At 49.1% G+C, this 22,872-nt stretch carries 23 protein-coding genes and 1 other RNA gene; 8 read left to right on the forward strand and 16 right to left on the reverse strand.

Annotated elements, in window-relative coordinates; all coding sequences use genetic code 11:
• Nucleotides 1–27: 27 nt before the first annotated feature.
• Nucleotides 28–1,554: an MFS transporter gene (locus AACH44_RS03740; protein ID WP_261847213.1), complete on the reverse strand. Its 1,527-nt coding sequence runs from the start codon at nt 1,552–1,554 to the stop codon at nt 28–30.
• Between the two features lie 384 nt (nt 1,555–1,938).
• Here AACH44_RS03740 and AACH44_RS03745 point away from each other — a divergent pair, with 384 nt between their 5' ends.
• Nucleotides 1,939–2,313: a hypothetical protein gene (locus AACH44_RS03745; protein WP_261847214.1), complete on the forward strand. Its 375-nt coding sequence runs from the start codon at nt 1,939–1,941 to the stop codon at nt 2,311–2,313.
• On the opposite strand, the gene AACH44_RS03750 is transcribed toward AACH44_RS03745, so the two are convergent.
• From AACH44_RS03750 to nifJ, 6 genes are all read right to left on the reverse strand, one after another.
• Nucleotides 2,306–3,793, reverse strand: a complete 1,488-nt coding sequence (locus AACH44_RS03750) for a mannitol dehydrogenase family protein (RefSeq protein ID WP_261847215.1) — start codon at nt 3,791–3,793, stop codon at nt 2,306–2,308. The two genes, AACH44_RS03745 and AACH44_RS03750, sit on opposite strands and share 8 nt — an antisense overlap.
• Nucleotides 3,794–3,909: 116 nt before the next feature.
• Nucleotides 3,910–4,155 (reverse strand): hypothetical protein, encoded by a 246-nt coding sequence (locus AACH44_RS03755; protein WP_261847216.1) that lies wholly within the window; start codon nt 4,153–4,155, stop codon nt 3,910–3,912.
• Between the two features lie 13 nt (nt 4,156–4,168).
• A complete protein-coding gene (locus AACH44_RS03760) occupies nt 4,169–5,239 on the reverse strand; it encodes a L,D-transpeptidase family protein (RefSeq protein WP_261847217.1) in 1,071 nt (356 codons plus the stop codon).
• A 180-nt stretch (nt 5,240–5,419) separates the two neighbouring features.
• Nucleotides 5,420–6,217: a deaminated glutathione amidase gene (locus AACH44_RS03765; RefSeq protein WP_261847218.1), complete on the reverse strand. Its 798-nt coding sequence runs from the start codon at nt 6,215–6,217 to the stop codon at nt 5,420–5,422.
• 21 nt (nt 6,218–6,238) lie between these two features.
• The gene (gene cybB, locus AACH44_RS03770; protein WP_261847219.1) at nt 6,239–6,775 is read right to left on the reverse strand and encodes a cytochrome b561; all 537 of its coding nucleotides are present in this window, start codon (nt 6,773–6,775) and stop codon (nt 6,239–6,241) included.
• A gap of 242 nt (nt 6,776–7,017) precedes the next feature.
• Complete coding sequence (gene nifJ, locus AACH44_RS03775) at nt 7,018–10,551, reverse strand: pyruvate:ferredoxin (flavodoxin) oxidoreductase (RefSeq protein WP_261847220.1); 3,534 nt, start codon at nt 10,549–10,551, stop codon at nt 7,018–7,020.
• Nucleotides 10,552–10,945: 394 nt separating this feature from the next.
• Here nifJ and AACH44_RS03780 point away from each other — a divergent pair, with 394 nt between their 5' ends.
• A complete protein-coding gene (locus AACH44_RS03780) occupies nt 10,946–11,371 on the forward strand; it encodes a hypothetical protein (RefSeq protein WP_261847221.1) in 426 nt (141 codons plus the stop codon).
• A 230-nt stretch (nt 11,372–11,601) separates the two neighbouring features.
• Complete coding sequence (locus AACH44_RS03785; protein WP_338659600.1) at nt 11,602–12,084, forward strand: GNAT family N-acetyltransferase; 483 nt, start codon at nt 11,602–11,604, stop codon at nt 12,082–12,084.
• Between the two features lie 45 nt (nt 12,085–12,129).
• Here AACH44_RS03785 and AACH44_RS03790 read toward each other — a convergent pair whose 3' ends face one another.
• Entirely contained in the window at nt 12,130–12,756 is a 627-nt protein-coding gene (locus AACH44_RS03790; protein WP_261847223.1) for a LysE family translocator, read from the reverse strand.
• Nucleotides 12,757–12,958: 202 nt separating this feature from the next.
• Nucleotides 12,959–13,447 (reverse strand): hypothetical protein, encoded by a 489-nt coding sequence (locus AACH44_RS03795; RefSeq protein WP_261847224.1) that lies wholly within the window; start codon nt 13,445–13,447, stop codon nt 12,959–12,961.
• A 74-nt stretch (nt 13,448–13,521) separates the two neighbouring features.
• Between AACH44_RS03795 and AACH44_RS03800 the strand changes: the two genes are divergently transcribed.
• Nucleotides 13,522–13,851 carry a DUF1493 family protein gene (locus AACH44_RS03800; RefSeq protein WP_261847225.1) on the forward strand — a complete coding sequence of 110 codons (330 nt, stop codon included), beginning with the start codon at nt 13,522–13,524 and terminating at the stop codon, nt 13,849–13,851.
• Nucleotides 13,852–14,430: 579 nt separating this feature from the next.
• On the opposite strand, the gene AACH44_RS03805 is transcribed toward AACH44_RS03800, so the two are convergent.
• The 3 genes from AACH44_RS03805 to AACH44_RS03815 form a co-directional block, all read right to left on the reverse strand.
• Nucleotides 14,431–14,667 carry a hypothetical protein gene (locus tag AACH44_RS03805; protein WP_039548373.1) on the reverse strand — a complete coding sequence of 79 codons (237 nt, stop codon included), beginning with the start codon at nt 14,665–14,667 and terminating at the stop codon, nt 14,431–14,433.
• Nucleotides 14,660–16,438, reverse strand: a complete 1,779-nt coding sequence (locus tag AACH44_RS03810) for a DEAD/DEAH box helicase (RefSeq protein WP_261847226.1) — start codon at nt 16,436–16,438, stop codon at nt 14,660–14,662. The genes AACH44_RS03805 and AACH44_RS03810 overlap by 8 nt, the downstream gene beginning before the upstream one ends.
• Before the next feature lie 1,513 nt (nt 16,439–17,951).
• Nucleotides 17,952–18,197 (reverse strand): helix-turn-helix domain-containing protein, encoded by a 246-nt coding sequence (locus tag AACH44_RS03815; protein ID WP_261847227.1) that lies wholly within the window; start codon nt 18,195–18,197, stop codon nt 17,952–17,954.
• 154 nt (nt 18,198–18,351) lie between these two features.
• Between AACH44_RS03815 and AACH44_RS03820 the strand changes: the two genes are divergently transcribed.
• A complete protein-coding gene (locus AACH44_RS03820) occupies nt 18,352–18,633 on the forward strand; it encodes a helix-turn-helix domain-containing protein (protein ID WP_039323772.1) in 282 nt (93 codons plus the stop codon).
• 107 nt (nt 18,634–18,740) lie between these two features.
• Nucleotides 18,741–19,007, forward strand: a complete 267-nt coding sequence (locus tag AACH44_RS03825) for a helix-turn-helix transcriptional regulator (protein WP_103164664.1) — start codon at nt 18,741–18,743, stop codon at nt 19,005–19,007.
• 68 nt (nt 19,008–19,075) lie between these two features.
• Here the strand turns inward: AACH44_RS03825 and AACH44_RS03830 are convergent, their stop codons facing one another.
• The 3 genes from AACH44_RS03830 to smpB all read right to left on the reverse strand — a co-directional run bounded on the left by AACH44_RS03830 (nt 19,076) and on the right by smpB (nt 21,393).
• Entirely contained in the window at nt 19,076–20,317 is a 1,242-nt protein-coding gene (locus AACH44_RS03830) for an integrase domain-containing protein (protein WP_261847228.1), read from the reverse strand.
• A gap of 180 nt (nt 20,318–20,497) precedes the next feature.
• Nucleotides 20,498–20,860, reverse strand: a transfer-messenger RNA (tmRNA) gene (gene ssrA / locus AACH44_RS03835).
• A 50-nt stretch (nt 20,861–20,910) separates the two neighbouring features.
• Complete coding sequence (gene smpB, locus AACH44_RS03840; RefSeq protein WP_039281975.1) at nt 20,911–21,393, reverse strand: SsrA-binding protein SmpB; 483 nt, start codon at nt 21,391–21,393, stop codon at nt 20,911–20,913.
• A 155-nt stretch (nt 21,394–21,548) separates the two neighbouring features.
• On the opposite strand from smpB, the gene AACH44_RS03845 reads away from it, so the two are divergent.
• Both AACH44_RS03845 and AACH44_RS03850 read left to right on the forward strand, forming a co-directional pair.
• Nucleotides 21,549–21,995 carry a type II toxin-antitoxin system RatA family toxin gene (locus tag AACH44_RS03845; protein WP_261847229.1) on the forward strand — a complete coding sequence of 149 codons (447 nt, stop codon included), beginning with the start codon at nt 21,549–21,551 and terminating at the stop codon, nt 21,993–21,995.
• A complete protein-coding gene (locus AACH44_RS03850; RefSeq protein ID WP_261847230.1) occupies nt 21,976–22,266 on the forward strand; it encodes an RnfH family protein in 291 nt (96 codons plus the stop codon). Before AACH44_RS03845 ends, AACH44_RS03850 begins: the two co-directional genes overlap by 20 nt.
• Before the next feature lie 237 nt (nt 22,267–22,503).
• Here AACH44_RS03850 and bamE read toward each other — a convergent pair whose 3' ends face one another.
• Complete coding sequence (bamE, locus tag AACH44_RS03855; protein WP_261847231.1) at nt 22,504–22,839, reverse strand: outer membrane protein assembly factor BamE; 336 nt, start codon at nt 22,837–22,839, stop codon at nt 22,504–22,506.
• Nucleotides 22,840–22,872: the final 33 nt, after the last annotated feature.

The raw sequence follows: 22,872 nt of genomic DNA on the forward strand, positions 1-22,872 counted from the left end.
TTGTTTTCAATAAACGATCGTCTTCGATTAATGCTGTGCCGTTGCAACCTGAGGTTTCGTTTCTTCTGACTGAACACCTAACGGGTTGTTGCCCCAGCACTTCTCATATTCCCAACCTGTCAGTTCTTCTGCGACTGCACGAGCATGAGCGGGGATATCGGCAATGGCGCCGCCCGCTTTGATGCGTGCAATTTCTTCCAGCAGAATGGCGTGGTTCTTACGATCCAGTTTCATCTGCGTCGTGTAGTAAATCGCAACCAGTGCAAGAGCGATAACGCCTAGTGAGAACACGCCAACAATCGCCTGTACGGCAGATTCCGGCTGTACTGACTGCCCGGAGACAAAGCCGAATTGGCTCAGCGTCCAACCCATAGCGAAGACAATGACGGAACGCACCATTTTGCCAGCAAAGGTCATTGCACCTGCGTAAATACCTTCACGACGACGTCCAGTCAGTACTTCATCCACATCGGCCAGGAAGGTATAAACCGTCCACGGAATGTAGTAGATACCGCCCGTGCTCAGACCAAATACAGCAGTAATGGCAAACAGGACGAAGATGGTCATGTCTTCTGACCAGTTTGCAAAATAGAGTGCGGCATAGGCCAATACGCTGACAATCACCACCATCAGTGCCAGACGGAACGGCCGTGCAAAGCCCATTTTCACGCAAATAGCGATAAAGGCGGCGGTAGAAATAAGCTGCATAACGGAGCTGAAACTGTTGAGGTGTGACACGAGCGCCGTGTTTTGTTTCAGGCCAAAGACGATGAAGTAGGTAAACGCGGAAGCGAAAAGCCATTCAGCGCCGAAGCCAAACAGGTACATCCCCAGATGCTTGCGGAAAATACGCAGGCGGAAGGTGGAGGCCATATCCACGCTTAGCTTTTTCATGGCCTGCCACAGGCTGGATGTGCTTTCACGTACGATTTCGTTTACCGGACGCTCCCAAGAGGTCATATACAGTGCGATCATCGCCGTACACATAATGGCGCCGTAGACCAGCCCGGTATAGAAGAATGGCGTTGCAGAGTCTTTACCGTAGATGGCAATAAACTGTCCTGGAATGAACGCGGCCAGGAAGTTGGCGATTTTACCGAAAATGGCTTTAGAACCTGTCAGCTTAGAGCGCAGTTTGAAATCGGAAGTCATTTCGGTAGCCAGCGTCTCATACGGCACCATGATCGAGGTATAAATCAGCTCGAACAGCACGTATGTTGCCAGATAGTACCAGAAGCCAAAGCCTTCAACCCACAGCATGGGGTAGACCAGTACCAGTGGTGCACCCAGCAAGATAAAGAAGCGGCGGCGACCAAATCGGCGACCAATACGGGTGTTGTAGAAGTTATCGCTGATGTAACCCATGATAGGGTTACTGATAGCATCAATGATGCTGGCGACGGAGAAAATAGCAGCAGCCTGAACCAATGTTAACCCACAAAATGTGGTGTAAAAGTACATCAGCCATGCGCCGCTGATAGCGAGCGCGCCACTGCCAAGCAGGTTTGCGCTGCCGTAGCAGAAGGTGTGTTTAAAAGAGATTAGTTTATTCATGATCAGCCTAATTACAAAAATGAAACAATATTTCAGTTCGAATGAACTGTCATTTCTTTATAATTTGCTCTATTGAAAAGAAAGTAAACTGACGATCACGCTTTTGAGCGCTTTTAATGACGATCTGTCAGGTTGATCATGAAATTAGATATTTTAATTTGCTTTTTATTATTTTTTGATTTCTCGTTTGTGTTCTTAATTTACAAAATGTGTAGATTTATTACGCTGAGGGGCATTGGCGTGCAAACGGGTGACGAGGCAATATTGAGCGCTGCCCCACAAATCGATAACGTGGTGTGCAATAACGCATTGACCTTATAGAGGAAATGTCGTCATCATCCCGAGCCGTGTGCTTTATCGAATTCCCTCATCAGGAGCTGTAGCGTGAGTCATTTGCTGGTCTATGCCATTATTTATGTAATTTTTATTGCCGTGGTTGGGTTGTTTGCTTTTCAGGCGTGGTTACCTGCATCCGCACCGCGTGGGTTGAGAGATCGTGCGGGTATTTTGGTCGGGGTATTACGCTGCGTTACATTTTTCCTTGTGGTTTCTGCGTTGCAAATTCTGTTTCCCAATTCGCTGCTGGATAAGCTTGTCTGGCTGATTGCCGTTGCGATGTTGGTCATTGCGGTTATCGGTGGGGGAATGAGCTGGTCAGCGCTGCCGTGGCTGGATGACACAAAAGGTAAAAGCCGCACTCTGGCATTGGGTGCCCAAAGTGCGGTATATCTTGCGCTGCTGGGGCTTATCGTTATTTAACGTCTTGTATCAGCGCAGCTACGGTGTTCTTGGCACCGTGATCGCGTAGTTTCAGATAAGCCTGTGCGATAGCGTTAAATACATCGTGGTTTGCTGGCAGATCTTCGCCGAAAATAGGGCGAAGATTGAGAAACGCACTGACCCGTTCGGCGCTATCTGAGGTTTCCGCAACGAGGTGCTTGAGCTTGTCAGCCAGCGGATCGCGAATTTCGATCGGGTTGCCCGCATCATCTTTTCCGCTGACGTAGCGCATCCAACCTGCGATCCCCAATGCCAATGCACGATAGTCTCCTCCATTGCGCACATGCCAACGTAGTGATTCCAACATACGTTGAGGCAACTTCTGTGAACCGTCCATCGCGATCTGCCAGGTACGATGCTTGAGTGCCGGATTGGAAAAACGGGTAAGTAATTGCACGGCGTAGTCTTTCAGATCGATATCCACCACGCTGAGCGTCGGTGCTTGCTCCAGCAGCATCAGGTGGGACACGACCCGGCGATAGTTCTCGTTATTCATACAATCGCTGACGTGATCATACCCAGCAAGATAGCCAAGATAGGCTAAAAATGAGTGGCTGCCGTTCAACATGCGCAGCTTCATTTCCTCAAATGGCAGGACATCGTGCACCAACTGTACGCCTGCCTTTTCCCACTCTGGTCGTCCGGCAGTGAAGTGATCTTCAATCACCCATTGGATAAAGGGTTCACAGGCTACCGCACAGGGATCGGCGACGCCAAGGTGATCGGCAATTTCCTGCAACGCTTCAGGCGTCGCAGCAGGGACGATGCGATCCACCATTGTGTTGGGGAAAGAGACATTCGTGTTGATCCAATCGATCAGGCTCTGATCGTTGATCCCCGCGGATTCCAGCACGGCGGCTTTGGCCGTTTTACCATTTTTTGGCACGTTATCGCAGGAGAGTACGGTGAACGGCGCAATCCCACGTTCGTGGCGCAAGCGCAGCGCTTCCGCCAGTAACCCCGGTACGGAGGCAGGATGGCGCGGATCGACAAGATCCTGTTGAATCAGTTTATTGGTACGATCCAGCTTGCCGCTCGTACCGTCCATGCAATAGCCTTTTTCGGTAATCGTCAGGGAGACGATGGCCGTTTCTGGCGCAGCAAGTTTCTCAATAATGGCGTCAATGCCTTCTATTTTGGCATGTAACGATTCGCACACGGCACCGACGACAATCGCTTGATTGCCCGTTGCGGCTTTTTCCAGCACGGTAAATAGATGGTCCTGCTGACGAAGTGCATTGATCATGGTGTCGTCGCTGAATAGCACGACTTCACAAATCCCCCAGTCTCCTCCCCCCATATTCAACACGCGATCGGTGAGCAGCGCCTGATGAGCGCGATGAAAAGCGCCAAAACCAATATGGACGATACGCGGCTTCAACACCTTACGATCGTAGTAGGGGAATTGGACGCTGGCAGGCAATTCGCAGGCAGCGATATTTTTTATTTTATCAGTCATTTATTGCGCTTTCGGGTGGGGAGAACCATGACGTTAAAAGTAGCTGTGATTTGCAAGCGGTGCAATACGCGACGCACAGATAGGTTATGGTGCGCACGTTTTTTTCTGAACAAATTTTAGTGTTTTTTCAGATTCGGTTCAGCGGCAGCACGCGGTTGTGTGAATTTATCGGGGAATCCGGCGGGAAATGAATCAGCACCCTCTGGTGACGTGAGTGAACTATGGCGCATTGCCGGATAGCCATACAAAGCGAACTGCGACAAAATTACTTCAGGTAAGGCCGAGATTATCAGCTTTGGCATTAAAGGTGGGAAAGCGTCGGGCGTTTGAGAAACGCGTTGGAAATCTGAATCGGTTTCCAACGCGTCACCGCGATTACGAACGGTTGGCGTTGGCCTCTGCCGTCGTCGTTTGTGACTCAACTGGTGCGGCATTTTGATCCGCATTAAGGCTATCTTGCTGCTGTGCTTCTGGAGCGATTGGCGCAGCAACCGATTCAATGGGAATCGCAGGCGTGGCTTGTTCGATCAAACCATTGATTTTGGTTGGCATACCAGAACGTCTCTGGATTGCCTGATCCACTTCGCTGGTGTTCACGCTAGCATCAGCCAGAACTTTGCTCACTTTTGGCGTCATGCTGATTGGTGCCGGAGAAGCAGAATGGAATTCTTCTACCGTGCGGGACAGTGGGTTGTGAACTTCGACATAACGTGAACCATCAGGCTCAACGGTGGCTTTCACGGGTTCATTGATGAACTGAACGCGTGTACCCACTGGAACGGTGTTGAACAGATATTTAATATCGTCTGCACGCAGACGAACACAGCCGTGGCTGACGCGCAGGCCAATACCGAAATTGGCGTTGGTGCCGTGGATGGCGTACAGGTTGCCGATGTACAGCGCATACAGTCCCATTGGGTTATCTGGGCCTGCGGGGAAGACTTTTTGCAGTGTTTCACCGCGTGCCGCATATTCTGCGTGCATCTTGGCGGTTGGCGTCCAGGTCGGGCCTGCTTTCTTGCGCTGAACGGAGGTTGTCCAGTTAATCGGCGTATCTTTACCTAACTCGCCAATACCGATTGGCAGCACGACCACAGTCTTAGAGCCTTTCGGGTAGTAGTACAGACGCATTTCCGCGCTGTTGATGACAATGCCTTCACGCGGTGCATCTGGCAGAATTAACTGATGAGGAATCACCATTTTGCTGCCAGGAACAGGCAGGTAGACGTCCGCATCTGGGTTAGCTTCCATCACGTTACTCAGCCCCATTTGGAACTGTGATGCAAAATGCTCCAACGGCTGCGTGCTATCTTCCGGTACGGTGATTTCGATATTCTCGCCTATCAATCGGCTGTTAGCCGCAGGCAGAGGATAAACAACGGCAAAAGCGGCCTGGCTAAATGCGGCAGCTGCAAGAACTAAAGTAAAGATCGCGCGAATACTCATTTTCATTTCTTTATTTGAGTGATAAATGCGCCTCCGAACAGGGAGGCCGGGCTGCTAGGGTCGATAAAGACCGGATGCGCATTATATGTGCAGAATGGTCTTCTAGGGAAACAACATGTGTAACTAATCACACTTTTTGACGCGTCATGAGAGATCCAGCTTATCCAGTATATCGCTGACTCAGTTTTCTCCTTCCAGCATGGGTTTTTGAAAGCGTCGATTAGCGAGTACCGGAAGAACCTGACGGGCGTGTGCCAGCCGTTCTGGCTGAATATTGGCATAGATGAGTGCGGGGGTTTCCGGTGCCTGAACCACAACAACGCCTAAAGGATCGACGACCATACTGTTGCCGATATTCTTGACGCCGCATTCGCCAACGGCAACGAGATATGTGGTATTTTCCAGTGCTCTTGCGCGCACCAGTAGCTCCCAATGCGCTTCTTTCAACGGCCCCTTAATCCAGGCGGAAGGGAGAACAAGTACATCTGCGCCGTCCAGTACCAGGCGGCGTGCAAACTCAGGGAAGCGAATGTCATAGCAGGTCATTAGCCCGACGTTCAGTCCGGCGATGGTCAACAGCGGTGGAACTTCTTCGCCGGGCAGAACGTTTTCCGACTCTTGTACGGAAAAGGCATCGTACAGATGCAGCTTCCGGTATTGCGCAATAATCTCACCGCTACGCAGTGCTAGCAGCGTATTCCAAACTTTCCCTTCGCCATTTGGAATATGCACACACAGCATGGTTGTCATGTCATTGCCTTTGCTGGCCTCCAGCAGGTACGACACAAACGGGCCATCAAGCGGTTGAGCGGCGGTGAGCACCATATTGGGATTGGTGATATCGCGCGCCAGCACACCCTCAGGCAGCACCAGCAGATCGGCACCGTTTTGCTGTGCTGCCGACATAAACTCAGCGATTGTTGCGGCATTCTTCTGCCACTCGCGGTCAACGGCGAATTGTCCCAGCGCGACTTTCATTTTTGCTCCTTGGCTGCCTGATTAATCACGCTTGGCTGGCATCATACGCAGTAGCGTGTTGTCTTTCATAACATAGTGGTGGAACAAGGCGGCTGCGGTATGCAGTGCAATGAGCCAGTACCCTAGCGGTGCCAGCGTTTCATGCCAGCCAATCAGCGTTTCGGCCAGTTCGAAATTCGGCGTACTTGACGTTGGCATACCGAGACCAAAAAGCATCCAGTCCCGGCCATTATAGTAGCGTGAAGCAACGCCTAAAATCGGCAGCGTGATAAACAGGAGATAGATGATAGCGTGGGTGAGTGAACCCAGCGCACTCTGCAAACGGGATGGCGGTGGCGTAATCGCGGGGGCAGTGTGCTGATGGCGTAACAACAGGCGAGCCAGCATCAGAACTAATATAGCTACACCACAGCTAAAATGCGTAACAATCATTACGGTGCGTAGCAACGAACCACGTTCAGCAAATCCACGTAGCTCTATCGTAGCGTAAGTGATAGCAAGCAACATAAAAACCAGCCAGTGCAGTGCAATCTGTGAGGGGGCGAACTTTCCTTTCATGTTTCTTCCTCTGCGTCTTTGAAGGTGTTTTGACACCGTAATGAGCGAATAATCTTATAAAATATAAGGTAACTCGTTTCTTGTCAGCCCCTCTTTATCCTGCCTGACAAACTGGTTATCAGCGTTGGGTTCTTCGGTATTAACCCTTGTTGGATAGGGGGAACCCGAAACGGCCCGTAAGGGGGGCGGCCAGGAGTAGCACGCCATAAAAAAACCGGCCGAAGCCGGTTTGGAGGGACAGGTTATTCCTGTGGGCTTTTATCTGCCTTGCCTGCCATCATGGTCAGGAAGTCAAAGCGGCGGCGCAGATCCAGTTCAGCCTCTTCATAGAGCTGTGCGGTTTCTTCCGGCATCATGCTATTCAAGCGGCGGAAGCGTTGCTCTTTCAACAGCGTTTCACTCAGGCTGCTGGATGGCGGACGAGAATCTGTCACCAACGCGGCTTTACCTTCTTCGGCGCGGCGCGGATCGAAGCGATAGAGCGGCCAGAAGCCGGTTGCCGTCAACTGGCGCATCTGATCGTGGCTGAATGCCAGATCGTAGCCGTGTTCTTCACATGGGCTGTACGCGATAATCAGTGATGGACCCGGCCAGGCTTCGGCTTCCTGAATCGCTTTCACCGTTTGGTTCAACTGAGCACCCAGTGAGATCTGCGCAACGTATACGTGGCCGTACATCATGACGTTGATGCCCAGATCTTTACGCGCTTTACGTTTCCCTTTCTCACCAAATTTAGTCACTGCGCCTAGCGGGGTGGCTTTGGACTGCTGGCCGCCAGTATTGGAGTAACACTGCGTATCCAGTACCAGCACGTTGACGTTTTCACTCAGGCTCATCACGTGATCCAATCCGCCGTAGCCGATGTCATACGCCCAGCCGTCGCCCCCGATGAGCCAGATGGATTTATCGACAAAGTGGTCGGCTTCGCTCGCCAGCACGTTGGCATCGGTATCATTGATGGCTGCCAGTAACCCACGTAGCTGCGCAATTTGCTGACGGCGCAGATCGGGCGCGATAGACGCTTCCTGCAACGCGTTCACCAGATCCGGCGGCAGTTGCGGTGCCAGTTTATTGAGCAAGCGCACCGCACGCTGGCGATGTTGATCGACGCTCAAGCGGAAGCCCAGACCGAATTCGGCGTTATCCTCGAACAGCGAGTTAGCCCAGGCCGGGCCACGACCATTGGCATCGGTCGTCCACGGAGTGGTGGGGAGATTACCGCCATAAATAGACGAACAACCTGTGGCATTCGCCACCAGTAGACGATCGCCATAGAGCTGCGTCAGCAGCTTGATGTACGGTGTTTCACCACAGCCGGAACAGGCACCAGAGTACTCGAATAGCGGTGAAATCAACTGAGAGGTACGAATATCGATACGTTCCAGTGTGGACTTGTCGATCTCCGGCAATTGCAGGAAGAAATCAAAGTTCTCTTTTTCTGCCGTCAGATTATCAAGACGGGATTCCATATTGATGGCTTTGATTTCTGGGTTCTGACGGTCTTTGGCCGGACAGACTTCTACACACAGATTACAACCGGTGCAGTCTTCTGGAGCGACCTGCAACACGTATTTCTGGCCGCGCATGTCGCGTGCTTTTACATCCAGCGATTGCAGTGAGGCTGGTGCATTTTCCATTGCGTCTGGCTGAACGACTTTGGCGCGGATAGCCGAGTGCGGGCAGGCGGCAACACAATGGTTACACTGCGTACAAAGCTGCGGCTGCCATAGCGGAATCTCTTCCGCGATATTGCGTTTTTCCCACTTGGTGGTGCCCGTCGGCCACGTGCCATCGGGTGGCAGGGCAGAAACGGGTAGCGTATCGCCTAGCCCAGCTAGCATCGCGGCTGTGACGGTCTTGACGAAATCGGGTGCGGCGTCGGACACCACTGGTGGGCGTTGCGGGCTGTCTGGGTTGACGGCTTCTCGCGGAACGTCTGCCAGTGCTTCCAGCGTGGCGCTTAGCGCCTGCCAGTTACGCTCAACCAACTCCTGACCTTTACTGCCGTAGCTCTTGGCGATGGCGGTGCGCAGTTTTTCTACCGCGACATCCGCTGGCAAAATCTGTGACAGGTGGAAGAACGCCATCTGCATAACGGTGTTAATACGCGCGCCCAGATGGCATTCGCGGGCAATCTTGGCTGCGTTGATGCAGTACACGCGGGCATTGCGCTGGTTAAGCCCCGCCTGCACTTCCTGTGGCAATCGGTGCCACAGGTCGTCGCTGGTATACGGCGAGTTAATCAGGAAAATACCGCCGGGCTTCAGCCGTTCGACCATACTGTACTTGTCGATAAACTGCCACTGATGGCAGGCGACAAAATCGGCCTGATCGATCAGATAAGCTGAATTGATCGGATGCGGGCCAACACGCATGTGGGAAACGGTCAGGCTACCGGCTTTCTTCGAGTCATAGACAAAGTAGCCCTGTACAAACATCGGCGTAGTTTCACCGACAATTTTGATTGCGTTCTTGGTCGCAGAAACGGTGCCGTCACTCCCCAAGCCGTAGAACAGGGCTTCGAGTGACGCACTGCTTGGAAAGTGCTGTTCCGGCAGCGGCAGAGACAGGTTGGTGACATCGTCATAAATCCCGACAGTGAAGCGCGGTCGTGGGTTAGCAAGCGCTAACTCATTAAAGATGGCCTGTATGCACTGCGGGGTAAATTCTTTGGAAGACAGCCCGTAACGCCCGCCAATCACCCGTGGCATAAGTGAACGCTCACCAGCGGAGAACGCCTCGGCCAGCGCAGTCATCACATCGAGATATAGCGGTTCAGCCAGCGCACCCGGTTCTTTAGTACGGTCCAGCACCGCGATGCTCTTCGCCGTTTGCGGAATGACGGCCAGCAGATGCTTGGCAGAGAACGGACGATACAGGCGGATTTTCACCACGCCGACTTTCTCGCCGCGCGTCAGCAGCGTATCGATCACTTCTTCGCAGGTGCCGACGCCGGAACCCATCAGGACGACGATTTTGGTCGCTTCCGGGTGGCCGTAGTATTCAAACGGCTGGTACTGGCGTCCTGTGGCTGCGGCGAAATCGTTCATCGCCTGCTCAACGTGCTCATAAGCTGCGTCATACCAGCGGTTGGTTGCTTCACGCGCCTGGAAGAAAGTATCTGGGTTAGATGCCGTACCACGAATCACCGGGCGTTCTGGTGTGAGTGCTCGCTCACGGTGTGCATCAATAGCCTGCTGTGGTAGAAGCTGGTGGATAACCTCATCACTCAGTGGCTCAATTTTATTAATTTCGTGTGAGGTACGGAAACCGTCGAAGAAATGGATAAACGGTAGGCGACTGTTCAAGCTGGCAATCTGTGAAATCAGCGCGAAATCCTGCGCTTCCTGCACATTGCTGGCGCACAGCATGGCGCAGCCCGTCTGGCGTACAGCCATGACGTCCGAATGATCGCAAAAGATGGAAAGTGCATGCGTCGCGACCGTACGGGCAGCGACGTGCAGGACGAACGGCGTTAACTCACCAGCCAGCTTATACAGCGTGGGGATCATCAGCAGCAGACCCTGCGATGAGGTAAACGTGGTAGCGAGTGTGCCCGTCTGCAATGCGCCGTGGACGGTAGCGATCGCACCGCCTTCCGATTGCATTTCAACAACGCGGGGCGTGTCTCCCCATATGTTCAGCCCTCCGTCGCTCGACCAGGCGGCCGCGTGTTCAGCCATGCTGGAGCTGGGAGTGATGGGGTAGATGGCGATGACTTCATTGCTTCGCCACGCCACAGAGGCGACTGCGTTATTACCGTCGGTGGTGATCATGACTTATAGCCTTTTTGCTCACTAAACCCTTTATTTTACATGGTCTTTTCAGGCGATGAAAATGACTGGGCATAAAAGAAAATACGATTTTTATCGGCGGATTATCGCATTTCAGGAAAAAAGAGGGTGGAACGATGTGTGCGGAGTTGTATCAAACTGTGTTTTATCCCCGTCATACTTCAAGCGATCTTTCTACGTGTGGCTTTCGTATGAGGGAGAGCCTGCGTTTCCTAAAATTGGGCATATTATACACCGCTGAGCGGGTTGATGTCTTTTTGTACCTATTGAAGGGGGAACCGCCGTATGATTTTGTTTGCTCATTACTGCCATGACAGGTAGCGTTCTTATACTAAAATAACATCTGGAATCAATGAATGTATGAAGGAACCGAACGATGGCAAATGATGAAATAAAAAATAAACTGGTTTCCGTACTGGCTTCACAACAGGCGCAGGGAAAAACGCCAGAACAGGCCGTCGAACACATCCTTAAGGCATTGGGGGGAAGAGCGGGTGATGTGTCCCGTATTTCGGTTTTGACGTCGACATTAATTGCCGATGTGCTTTATACCGTGTATCAGGAGGCGACCACACATCAGCAGATTGCGGTAATTTTACGCAAGTTGTGTTACGCCGCTCGCGACATTGCCGTGGCATCACACGGCATCTATCCGCAGCTAACCGTTCAGGAAATTGGCCAGCTTTTGCAGAGCCCAGAGATTTATCCGACGATCGATCGCACCGCATTGCTTGATGCGCTGACCTACGCGAACTTTTCCAAAGTGGAAAGTGAGCAGGCTGCGGATAATCTCGGTGTTTAAAAGAAAAAAACAGCCAGATTGATAACCTTCCTATCGCCACTCTCGTGCTATTGAGTGAGAGCGGCGAGCTTGACATTCTCAACCTAACGTATTTCCTCCTTCTCTCTATGACTGAAGTCGTCATGTCGTTGTGTAACTGATTTTAAATCCGGTAGCATGGCAAGCTTTGGTTATTGTTGGCATTGGAAAAATTAGCACAGGAGAAGAGAGCCCTTATGAATACTGCTTCTATAAATATTGTCATCCGCCCCGCCCAGAAATCAGATGCGAGCGTGATTCTGGATTTAATTATTGAACTGGCCGTGTACGAGAAGGCACGCCACGAAGTATTAGCCTCGCTTGAGGATATTGAGAACTCGTTATTTGGTGAGGGGGCGACGGCTGAAACGCTGATCGGTGAGATTGATGGCAAGCCCGTCGGCTATGCGATTTTCTTCATGAGCTATTCAACCTGGCTGGGGAAATATGGCATCTATCTGGAAGATCTCTACATCGCGCAGGCGTATCGTAATGCAGGCGCGGGCAAAGCGCTGCTGAAACAGGTTGCATATCTCGCGCAGGAAAGGCAGTGCGGACGGCTGGAATGGAGTGTGCTGGACTGGAACCAACCCGCGATCGATTTCTATAAAAGCATTGGCGCGAAGCCGCAGGATGAGTGGGTTCGCTATCGGCTGGATGAGAAGGGTATTGCCGATTTTGTCACGGCATCGTAAAAACCGTTGCTCCTGTTGGCCTGAAGGCGGCAGGAGCCATGTTTCTTAACGCGTCGACGCTGCCAGTGTGGTGCCTGCCAGAATAAAGATCCCACCCGTTGAGCGGTTGAACAGCTTGATGCGGCGTTGATTGGAAAACAGGCCTGATAAACGGCGGCCAGTGCAGGCATAGATAAACATGATGCTGAAATCGAAGAAAGCCCAGGTCACCGCCAGAATGATGAGCTGTAAGGCGTGCGGGGCGCCAGTATCGATAAAATTTGGGAACAGAGCAGCGAAAAACAGCAGATCTTTAGGATTGCTGATCCCAACCAGAAAGCCCTTTCGGTATAGCGAAAACCAGCCTGGAGCCCCTGTTTCCTGCACATCCTGCTCCGCGGTGGTCATATCTTTGGAACGCCATGATGCGATACCTAACCAGATGAGATAAACCGCACCAATAATTTTTAATACGATAAATGCGGCAGTTGACGCGGCGAGGATGGCACCTAGCCCCAATGCTGAACAGGACATTAATATCATTGCCGCGCTGACGCCGCCGAGCACGGTGGCCGTTGCGCGTGAAGCGCCGTAGCGTAAACCGTGGGACATGCTTATGAGGGCAGAGGGGCCCGGAATGGCAATCAGGGCGATGATGATACCTGTATAAGCCAGCCAGAGGTGAAGGCTCATGATTTCTCCTGCGTGTCGTTCGTTGTGAAAGCGTGCTTGAGAGCGGCGATGTGATGCGAGATATATTCACATACATACCGCTATTTTCCAACGCGCGATAGTAACAGAAAAGGGGACTGACGGCGCCCCCCTTCTTATCAACATTCTGTTGCTAACGCAGGTGTGAGTGGAATATCACTCACTGCCAGGCTATGAGGAAACATTAGTTCTTAAACACGACCTTTTGTTCATAACCGTTTTCTTCGATCACACAGTACGTGGTTTCCGGTGGGGTCGCTATGATCGTATTCACTTTTGTCAGCGCACAACTTTCTTCATAGCTGACTTGATATTGCAGTTGGTCAAAGAAATGTCGCAGCAGTGGCCTGATTTTCCCAATGACGAATGGATCAGTGCTTTTTATGTAAAAGGGGGCGATATCTAATTGCTCCGTCATTCCAACATGGAAATCGACAATGAAATAGGTGTCGGGGAGCGAAGCAGAACGGTACACCCAAATGTCACCCTGACCACAGACGACATCATCAAAATAGTAATCGCACAGCGAGCACAGGTTCACATCAATATCTAACAAGGTTAGAACGTCCTGCATGATTGGGTTGGGAACAGCAATATCATCATTGTTTGGATAAATGACGAGAGCGCCAATACAAGTGCTAATTGAAAAAACGATTACGGGTATCGTCTGCATTTTCTTACCTGATTAACGTGCTGGCGTATAATTAAAGACAAGCGATTTTCATCCTACAGTACATTCAAAATGACATGAGCGAAAAAAATACTGAAAGTGAGGTTATTCAATATCTCATGGAGCATTACCTTATTAGGACTCATTGGTTTAAATCTGGTATTCGGCAAGTCACTAAAGACTGGACATTGCAGGACGATTATCAGTTTCTGCCGGAAGATGCGCACGATTTTCTGCTTGATGTATTCGGACACTTTACTATCGATTATTCAAATTTTGAGGGAAGAAATTATTTTGCATACGAGTACCCAATCTGGCAAAAAAAACCACTACCGGAAGCGTTAAAACCGCTCACTGTAGGGATGATTATTGAGTCAGCTAAAGCAGGGAAGTGGTTATACGATTAGAGGCATCCAATCATTGACGTCGTATTGCTGTGTTAGTTTGACGCGAGCTCACACTTTGGCAGCCTGTCGGCATCTGATTCGTCTTTCAGCTCAACGCTAGTTTGTATACTTTGTTTACGACTAATCGTCACTGAATCTAGCCGGACTATTTCGGACAATCACAGACACAAAAAAGCCCGCGCTGGGGGAAGTTGAATTTATTGCCTATAATTTTGATTAGATGGTTTATTCCTGATTCAATTTTTGTTTTATGGGCCTAAGTGTGGGCCTAAATATTTTTTGCTGGATTAAAGTGGAAACTGTGGGACTCATTTGTGACATGAGTGGCAAAAAGATTTTCAACCGAGGAATCGAATTATGTGTTTTATAGCCATATTGATGTGCTCTCCATAGATTAACACAATACCTGCTTCTCGTACTCAGTTGCCAGCAAAAGTTCCATCTGGCGGCTATGAGCGAGGGGGGGGATTAGTATTAATCAGCCACCTAAAAAATGACTATCTTAGCTGTGGCAATTCAACTGACTGGAAAAAACCCTCTGCTGAAGAGGGCTATTTTTGATATAGGCTTGTTATTATCTCACTTAATTCCAAGTGAATCGAGCTGGCTTTTCAAGCCTTCTAACTTAATCAAGCTTTGAATCAGCATATCTCTAGCACAAGAAATACAGTAGTAAGATTCACCTTGCGTTGGGTTCTTTACACTCAACCTGAATTCACCTTTGGTAATTACGTGCTTTTTGTCGTGTTTACAGGCAGTTTTTCTAGAAGCAACCTCAAACTTAGCACCAACAATAAGAGACTTGAATTTAGCCATTAGACCATTCCTGCCTTATGTCTTCAGCTAAGTTGGGAATTGCCGATTTAGCTTCTTCAACCTGTTCTAAACTTAAATTTTCTCTATCACCGCTATTACAACCTATGTGCTCATTAACGAGATTATGGAGTTCTCTTACAGCCCAAGCATAGTTATCTTGAGACTTATTAAAATTTCTACCTTTTGTCTTAAATCCAAGCTGGTTAATGAGTAACCCCGCATGATGATTAACAAGATCGTTAATAGCCTGTCTTCCTGCTCTTCTCTGGTCTTGCTTACTCAACCTAGATTTGCGTAAAATCTCTATGGCTTCATTCGTTGTCATACCTAAAGCTGCAAGTTCATTTTTGAGCTCCTGAAAATCCCCAATTGGATCTAATTCGGAAGCTATTACACCATCAGTGCTAGTAATCTCTACAGGAATAAGCCTGTTGTATCCTCCAGTTTCATCAGGATCTCTGTCACTTGTTCCATCAGAACCAAAAGATACATCTTCAACTTCTGGTAGCAAGTCAGCGAAGAAATCCTGGTCAGCTTGGCTGAAATTCCTAAAGTCACTCCACCTATTGGCAATATTTGCACCAACATGAAAAACAACCACACCTCTATTAACTGAATCTCCAGGGGCGTTCTGTTTTACGACACGCATAACTCGACCAACAAACTGAACAAATGGACTTAGATTAGAAAAAATGCTACCGACCATAGCCACGGATAAGAATCTATGGTCGAAACCTTCACCAAGCATTTTGGATTGAATTATTACATCCAATTCATGATTTTCTAATTTAGAGAAAACCTTATCATTAACCGAACCATCTTCATTAGAGTGTACGTAATCAGCACGTAAATTTCTGGCAAGGAATGCTTCTTTTATCTGGATGCAATGTCCATAATTAATAGCGGATGCAATTATTTTTAATCGTTTCTCTCCAGACTCTTGTCGCAGTCTGTTTAGCTCCTTGATAGAAAGATCAACCAATGTACTAAGAGTCTCATCAGACATGAGAACACCACGTCTGAATGATGCTTCTTCTTCACCTAAACGCTTAATTTCATCAGGGCTTGCTAAGGTTATTTCAGTACCATCGCTATTAACATAAACTAATTTTGATGGACTAATCATTTTTGCATGAAGTCTTTTTATATAACCCTCCCTGATTGCTTCAACAACAGGAAAACTATATATAATCTCTCCACTCATCAATTGACCGTCACTCCTCATAGGCGTAGCACTGTAGTTTACTACTTTAGCCCTTGGGAATTTTTCCTTAACCTTAATCCATGTGTTTTCTTTATTATGATGGGCTTCATCAACAATAATAAAATCAAAGAAATCGGCATCTAATTGCTCTAACCACTTATTATCATCACCAGCTATTTGTTGAATATTTGAAACGACAATATCACTAGATCTTATGTCATGGATATTAGTCTTGCCGCCAGATTCAATTATACAGACCTCTGGGTAATCATCCACCGAATCAAAAAAATCACATTTATTGTAAAAGTTATCAGGTTCACTAAATTTCATATCTTTAGCCAACTGATCTCTTATCTTTTTGCCAGGGGCAATTATAAGAACTCGACTAGATTCTGTTGCATATGGAGTGATTGATATCAAACCAGACTTTCCGCAACCAACAGGAAGTATTATCCCAATCTCATTCAAACTTTTATTTTCGTAGTGTTCTCTTATCTTACCGAAAGCCTCAATCTGTGGCCTTCTTAATTTACTTTTTGCTGTAATATCTTTTTTTTTAAATGGCACTTTAATTTTCCTTTTTTATTGGTAGATCGACTATTACCCATGTCTAACCATGGCTCCTGAATTCAATAGTTTTAATCATCTACATATCTTCTGCTACCTTACTCTTTCTCCCAATTCGATCTCTAACTGATTAGATGTAAGATGATCGAATTGTCTAACAATATGAAAAAAGACGATTTTTACAAATTTTTATTAGTCCACTTAGCAATAATTTTAGCCAGACCACTCACTTCATTTCATCCAGAAGTGTGGAGAAGTACATGTTGTAGACGCTGACACACTCGTAGCAAGCTTACAGTCACGGATCACACAAACGGTGGCCCTGACGGATGACATGCTACGACTACTTGCGTGTTTTATCGAACAGAGTGCATTCTCACGCGATCCTATCCGCTTCTGGCACATAGCCGCCTGCTGGATTAGATTGCGCTCAGATCAGCAAAAGAGCCAGATCGAGCATGGGTCAGTGCACGCCGATTTATTCAACGACGCTCTACAGCGCTTTCCCATAAACCCGCTCCACATACCGTCCATCACCATGTCCTAAATTCATCGACACCGGAGTACTCGCTTCCTGATTTTTGGAATTCTGTCACCAGTAACAACGCATCGGATACTGCGACCAAACATAATGCAGTATATGTGGTGAGTATTGCCCCTTTAGCTGCCCAGTGTCGTTTGTGAATATCTGCGATTTAGCGTGTTTTTCTGATAATACTAACAACTATAGATTGTTTTCCTACCTCTCGCCTCATCACGTCGCCCCATGTTCTCGTCCCATGGTATAGGGCGAACGGATGAGGCGAGAACATGGGGCGAAAGAGCGTGGTCGTTTTACGACCATGAGCCGGAAAGTATACTTTCCGGCACGAACGACATGAGCCAGTTCATGCGGGCTGAACGCCCTAATTGCCTGGCTCATGGGGGTAATGTCGCGGCTGGACGCCACGCCAAAACCCCCAAGGTCAACGGCGGCACACCGTCACGCGCGACCAACCCCTTTAAGACGCGCGTTTTAGCCTGTTATTTCGCTTCCTCGCAGGCTCGGTGCGGAATAACGGGAAACGCAGCTTTAAATGGGTTGGTCGCGCCACGCTACCGGCTTATGGCCGGAGACTTAGCGGCGACGGTGTGCGGGGCTAACGCCCCCCAAATAAACCGACGCGTGGGCGCGTCTTTTTGCTCGCTGGGGCGGCAAAATTTATTCGGCTCCCCCCGACCAGCTCGGTTCACTTGGGGTGAACGCTCGCCAGTGGGCTCGGGCGACGCAAATTAACAATTTCTGCGAAATTGAATTTACTCGCCTTACGCCACTTTTTAATCCATGCCGGATGCATGAATTAAAAAGCCTAAAGTCGTTACGTTCTGTGCGAGCCTACCCAGATACTACTCAACTTTTTCGTGTGGGATGATTGTATTTACTATGCGGTGAGTTCTTTTATTACATACAACAAAGAGCCTGCCGTTATATGCAGCAGAACGGCAGGGTAATCTTCGCGATTGCTATCATCCTCTAATCTGAAATTCCATTTCTGTATTTCCTGTGCTGCCCATCGTTATACCGCGAAGGCCAGATCTCTTCAGGACGTCTATGCAAGGCTTCGGCAATTAAACGTTCTCCTTTAGGCCAATGTCGTGTTAGTGCGTTTGCCAGTGTGGATGATGCGAGTCCCGCCTCTCTGGAAACCGCTGCCAGCGTTGTACCTCTTTTTCTTAAACCAGCGATGATATCTGCTGGATGCCAGTCTTGTTCAATCATCGGAAGTTACCCACGGTTATAGCTTATAGATAGAGCCAGAGAAGAATTCTCTTCTGGTCTGCCTGTGCTTGCTTCTTCTTTAGTAACTCTAAAGATAATGAATCTTAAGGAATGCTAAAGATGCTGTCAACTTAGTCATCAGTGGCAGATCCTTATGATCCCTGAACGTCTTAAAAATGCGAGGCTACGGGCTAATCTGACGCAAGAGCAGCTTGGCGTATTAGCTGGCATTGGAGAAGAGACGGCCTATTCTCGTCTCTCACAGTATGAGAGTGGAACGCATACGCCCTCGTTTAAAACGGTTTGTGCTTTTGCGCACGCATTGAACGTGCCGGAGAGCTATTTCTACACGGTGGACGATGACTTTGCCGAGGCGCTTCTGAAGTTGTATGCCGGTGATACCGTTCAGTGGCAACGCACACCAAATGGCAGATAAAGGGTAAACGGCACGAAGTTCGCAATCATCTTTATAAACTCTAAAGAAAATTCATATTGAGGAATGCTAAAGATTACCGCAATACATCAACTGCCGGTAATAACTGAATGATTCCTAAGCGTTTGAAGGCAGCCAGATTAAGAGCGAATCTCACGCAGGAGAAGCTTGGTGTACTGGCTGGTATCGAAGAGGCGACCGCCTATTCACGGCTGTCTCATTATGAAAATGGCACGCATAAACCCACGTTTGAACTCGTCTGCGAATTTGCCCGTGTGCTCAATGTACCGGAGTGCTACTTTTACATTGTTGACGATGAGTTTGCGGAAGATGTGCTGAATTTGTACCTTGATCGAGTTCGTCGCAAAGAAAAATAACACGTCTCCGATTTCACACCATCACTTGCTTATGGTGTGAAATCGGAGAGAAACACGGCTTCATATTATCACCCAATCGCCTTCAGTCCTCGGATTCCGCCTTCCAGCACACTGCCATTATCCGCCGCTTTCACAAAGTCAGCCCACCATTGCATCATGGGGCGGCGTTGTTCAAGGTAGTCGCTGCGATTATAGGCTCGGCGTACTTCATTCTTATCCACATGGGCGAGGGCGGCTTCGATAACATCGGGCGGAAAGCCTTGCTCATTGAGAGCAGTGCTGGCGATTGAGCGCATTCCGTGTGATACCAGAATGCCGCCCAAGCCAGCACGTTTTAGTGCGGCATTGACTGTCTGACTATTCATTGGCTGTAACGGCTTAATACGGCTGGGAAACACATATTCCCGATGGCTGCTTAAAGGCCGCATAAGTTCCAGAATAGCTAATGCCTGTTCTGAAAGTGGAACGATATGTATCCGCTTCATTTTCATGCGTTCTGCTGGAATACGCCATTCTCTAGCGTCCAGATCGATCTCTTGCCAGCGTGTATCGGACGCTTCAGCAGGACGGGTAAGGGGGAGGAGTTGCCACATGAACAGACAGCGGGTTGGTAACTCGATATTTGCCAGCCGCATCGTTTGCATCAGTTGCGGTAGTTGATCCGGTCGGATGCTGGGCATGTGTTTTTTCTGCGGTTTCTCGAATGCTTTGCTGATGTTGACGCTGGGAGCTGCATCGATCAAACCAACGTTCATGGCATAGATCATCACCTCATTAATCCGCTGACATAAGCGCCTTACTGTTTCCAGTGCGCCTCTGGCTTGTACAGGTTGGATAGCATGCACCAAGGTACGTGCTTTAATGTCTGTAATACTCATTTCACCGATGGCAGGAAAGATATCCTTTTCGAGTGAGCGCCAAATATCTGAGGCATAGTCAGCGGTGATGCTGCTCTTTTTTAACTGTAGCCATTGTTCAGCAACGATCTTAAAGGTGTTAGATTTGGCTTCTAGTGCTTGCTTACGCAGGGAATGTTGGTGTTCGTAAGGATCGATATCTTTTGTCAGAAGGGTTCGAGCTTCGCGGCGACGTTGCCGGGCATCGGCTAAGGTGACTTCGGGATAAGGGCCAAACGTAAGTTTGGCTCGTTTTTGGGTGAAAGGGCGAAAATAGCGGTATTGCCAGACTTTCTTACCGTTGGTTTTGATCAGCAGTTGCAGGCCATCACCATCATGTAGCGTGTAATCTACTTCTTTAGGCTTGGCGGTTTTTATCTCTGTATCCGTGAGCGGTTTTGTCAGACGAGCCATAGGTACCTCTACGATTTAGGTACCCGATAGTTAGGTACCTAGCTGCTGGGTACCTAACAAGGTACCTAAAGGCACCGGAAGTCACAAGACATTCGAAGATGTCTAAGGACACAAAAAAGCCCGCAGGGCTTGTGCCGTGCGGGCTTTCTGGATTTCACCGGACGTATCCGGATCATAATGTGGTGGAGCTGGGGGGATTTGAACCCCCGTCCGGAACCACTCTACCGTCGGTACTACATGCTTAGTCTATCTTTACATTCGCTTGCCAGCTGCGAATAGACACGCCACTAACAAACTAGCCTGATTAGATTTAGTGCTTCAACCCCAGGCAAGGCATCCACACGATCTCTTTTGGGTTTGACCTCTCTTGATCCCCGTCCTAAGAGCGGAGGCTAGGGAGAGAGGGCTATAAGCAGGTTATTAAGCTGCTAAAGCGTAGTTTTCGTCGTTTGCGACTATTTTTTTGCGGCTTTTTACGAGGCAAACCGCCCCTCGGCATGCACCTTGGGCTTTGCAAATCCCGTCGAATCCAGAATCAGCCCCCAAGAAACTGTCATTAGTATATCAGAACTTACTATTGTTAAGCCAGTAGCTTAACGATTGGCGTTCTTCATGATACGGGCTTTATCTAACTTCCATTCACGTTCTTTAATGTCATCACGCTTGTCGTGATCTTTTTTACCTTTCGCCACGCCGATTTTGACTTTGCTCCAGGCATTTTTCCAATACATGGACAGCGCGACGACCGTGTAGCCATCGCGACTGACTCGACCAAACAGCGAATCCAGTTCGCGTTTGTTGAGTAAGAGTTTACGCGTGCGGGTAGGATCGCAAACGACGTGTGATGAAGCCACATTCAGCGGCGTGATGGTTGCGCCAAATAAGTAAGCCTCACCGTTCATGAAGGTGACATAGCTGTCGCTGAGGTTTGCTTTGCCTGCGCGCAGTGATTTGACTTCCCATCCTTGCAGTGCAAGACCAGCCTCAAATTCTTCCTCAATGAAGTATTCGTGACGGGCGCGCTTGTTCTGCGCAATGGTGGCGGAACCGGGTTTGTATGCTTTTTTCTTTGTCATAGTACCGTCATTATACTGGATGTCATCGGGAATGAAATCCCCGCCGTGCGTCCGTGTCGTGGTTAATGATATCGTGCGATCTGCTTCGCAGAATTTTTGTCTGTTGGCCTATCAGTGCTATTATTTTGCGCGTTTTATGAATCTCGGAAAATAGTATGCCAAAGATAAGTCGTTCAGCACTGGTGCCATTCAGTGCTGAACAGATGTACAAGCTGGTGAATGATGTCGCTTCCTATCCCGCGTTTTTACCGGGCTGTACGGGGAGTCGCGTGCTCTCCTCGTCAGAAAGGGAGATGACTGCCGCAGTCGACGTTTCCAAAGCCGGTATCAGCAAGACATTTACTACACGTAATTCGCTGACGCACAACCAGAATATCAATATGCAATTGGTCGATGGCCCATTCCGTCAGTTAGGGGGCGACTGGCATTTTACGCCGTTGAGCGCTGATGCCTGCAAAGTCGAGCTGCACCTGGAATTTGAATTCACCAATGCCTTGATTGAACTCGCTTTTGGCAAAGTATTCAAGGAACTGGCAGGAAATATGGTGCAAGCTTTCACGCAGCGAGCAAAAGAGGTCTACCGTGTCCGCAGTGCAGGTTGATGTGGTGTACGCCTTGCCAGAACGTCAGTACCTACGCACGGTGAAACTGGAAGAGGGCAGTACGGTTGAGCAGGCTATCATCGCATCGGGCCTGCTCGAACTGCGCCATGATATCGATTTGCAGGTGAATAAAGTTGGGATTTACAGCCGTGCAGCGAAACTGGCTGATGTGGTGCAGGATGGTGACCGCGTAGAGATTTACCGTCCTCTCATTGCCGATCCGAAAGAGCTACGCCGCCAGCGGGCGGAGCGTTCTAAGAGCAAATCCTGAGTTATGTCATTAAACGACATAGGGTGTTTCCACCGATTGCCTTAGCCGATATGTCCTTACAAAAAAACACAGGCAAACCTGAACGTTTCAGATTTGCCTGCTGTTATTCCTGCCATACATCAAACGGTGTATGCGCCGATTTCCCTAAGAACGCTGCCCCATTGTGGGCTTCGTCTTAACGCGTTAGCTGGCTGCCAGGATTGCTCATCTTGATTCAATTGAGCTGCGTGGAGCGTACTAATTCAGCGCAGGCTTGTTGTTTATGTTGGTCAGAACACCACTGCCGCCGAAGGTGAGCGTCAGCGTCTGCTGTTTTACTGATTCATGACCAGGCTGCTGGCGGAAAACGTAAAACCAGGTGTCGCTGCCAAACGGGTCCTGCATCATAGGTGTACCCAGCGTATAAGCGACCTGTTGTTTGGTCATGCCGGTGTGAATTTTTGCAACGTCAGCCGGTGCCAGATAGTTTCCCTGATTGATGTCCGGCCGATAGACCACCTTTTCCAGTGTGGAACAACCGGCAGTCAGCATAACAACCACCGCGGCGACGACAGTCAGCGTTTTACAGCGCATAGTGATTACATTCCTTAAGGGCATAGGTTGCCG

It is taken from the genome of Pectobacterium araliae, from assembly GCF_037076465.1.
GTDB lineage: Bacteria > Pseudomonadota > Gammaproteobacteria > Enterobacterales > Enterobacteriaceae > Pectobacterium > Pectobacterium araliae.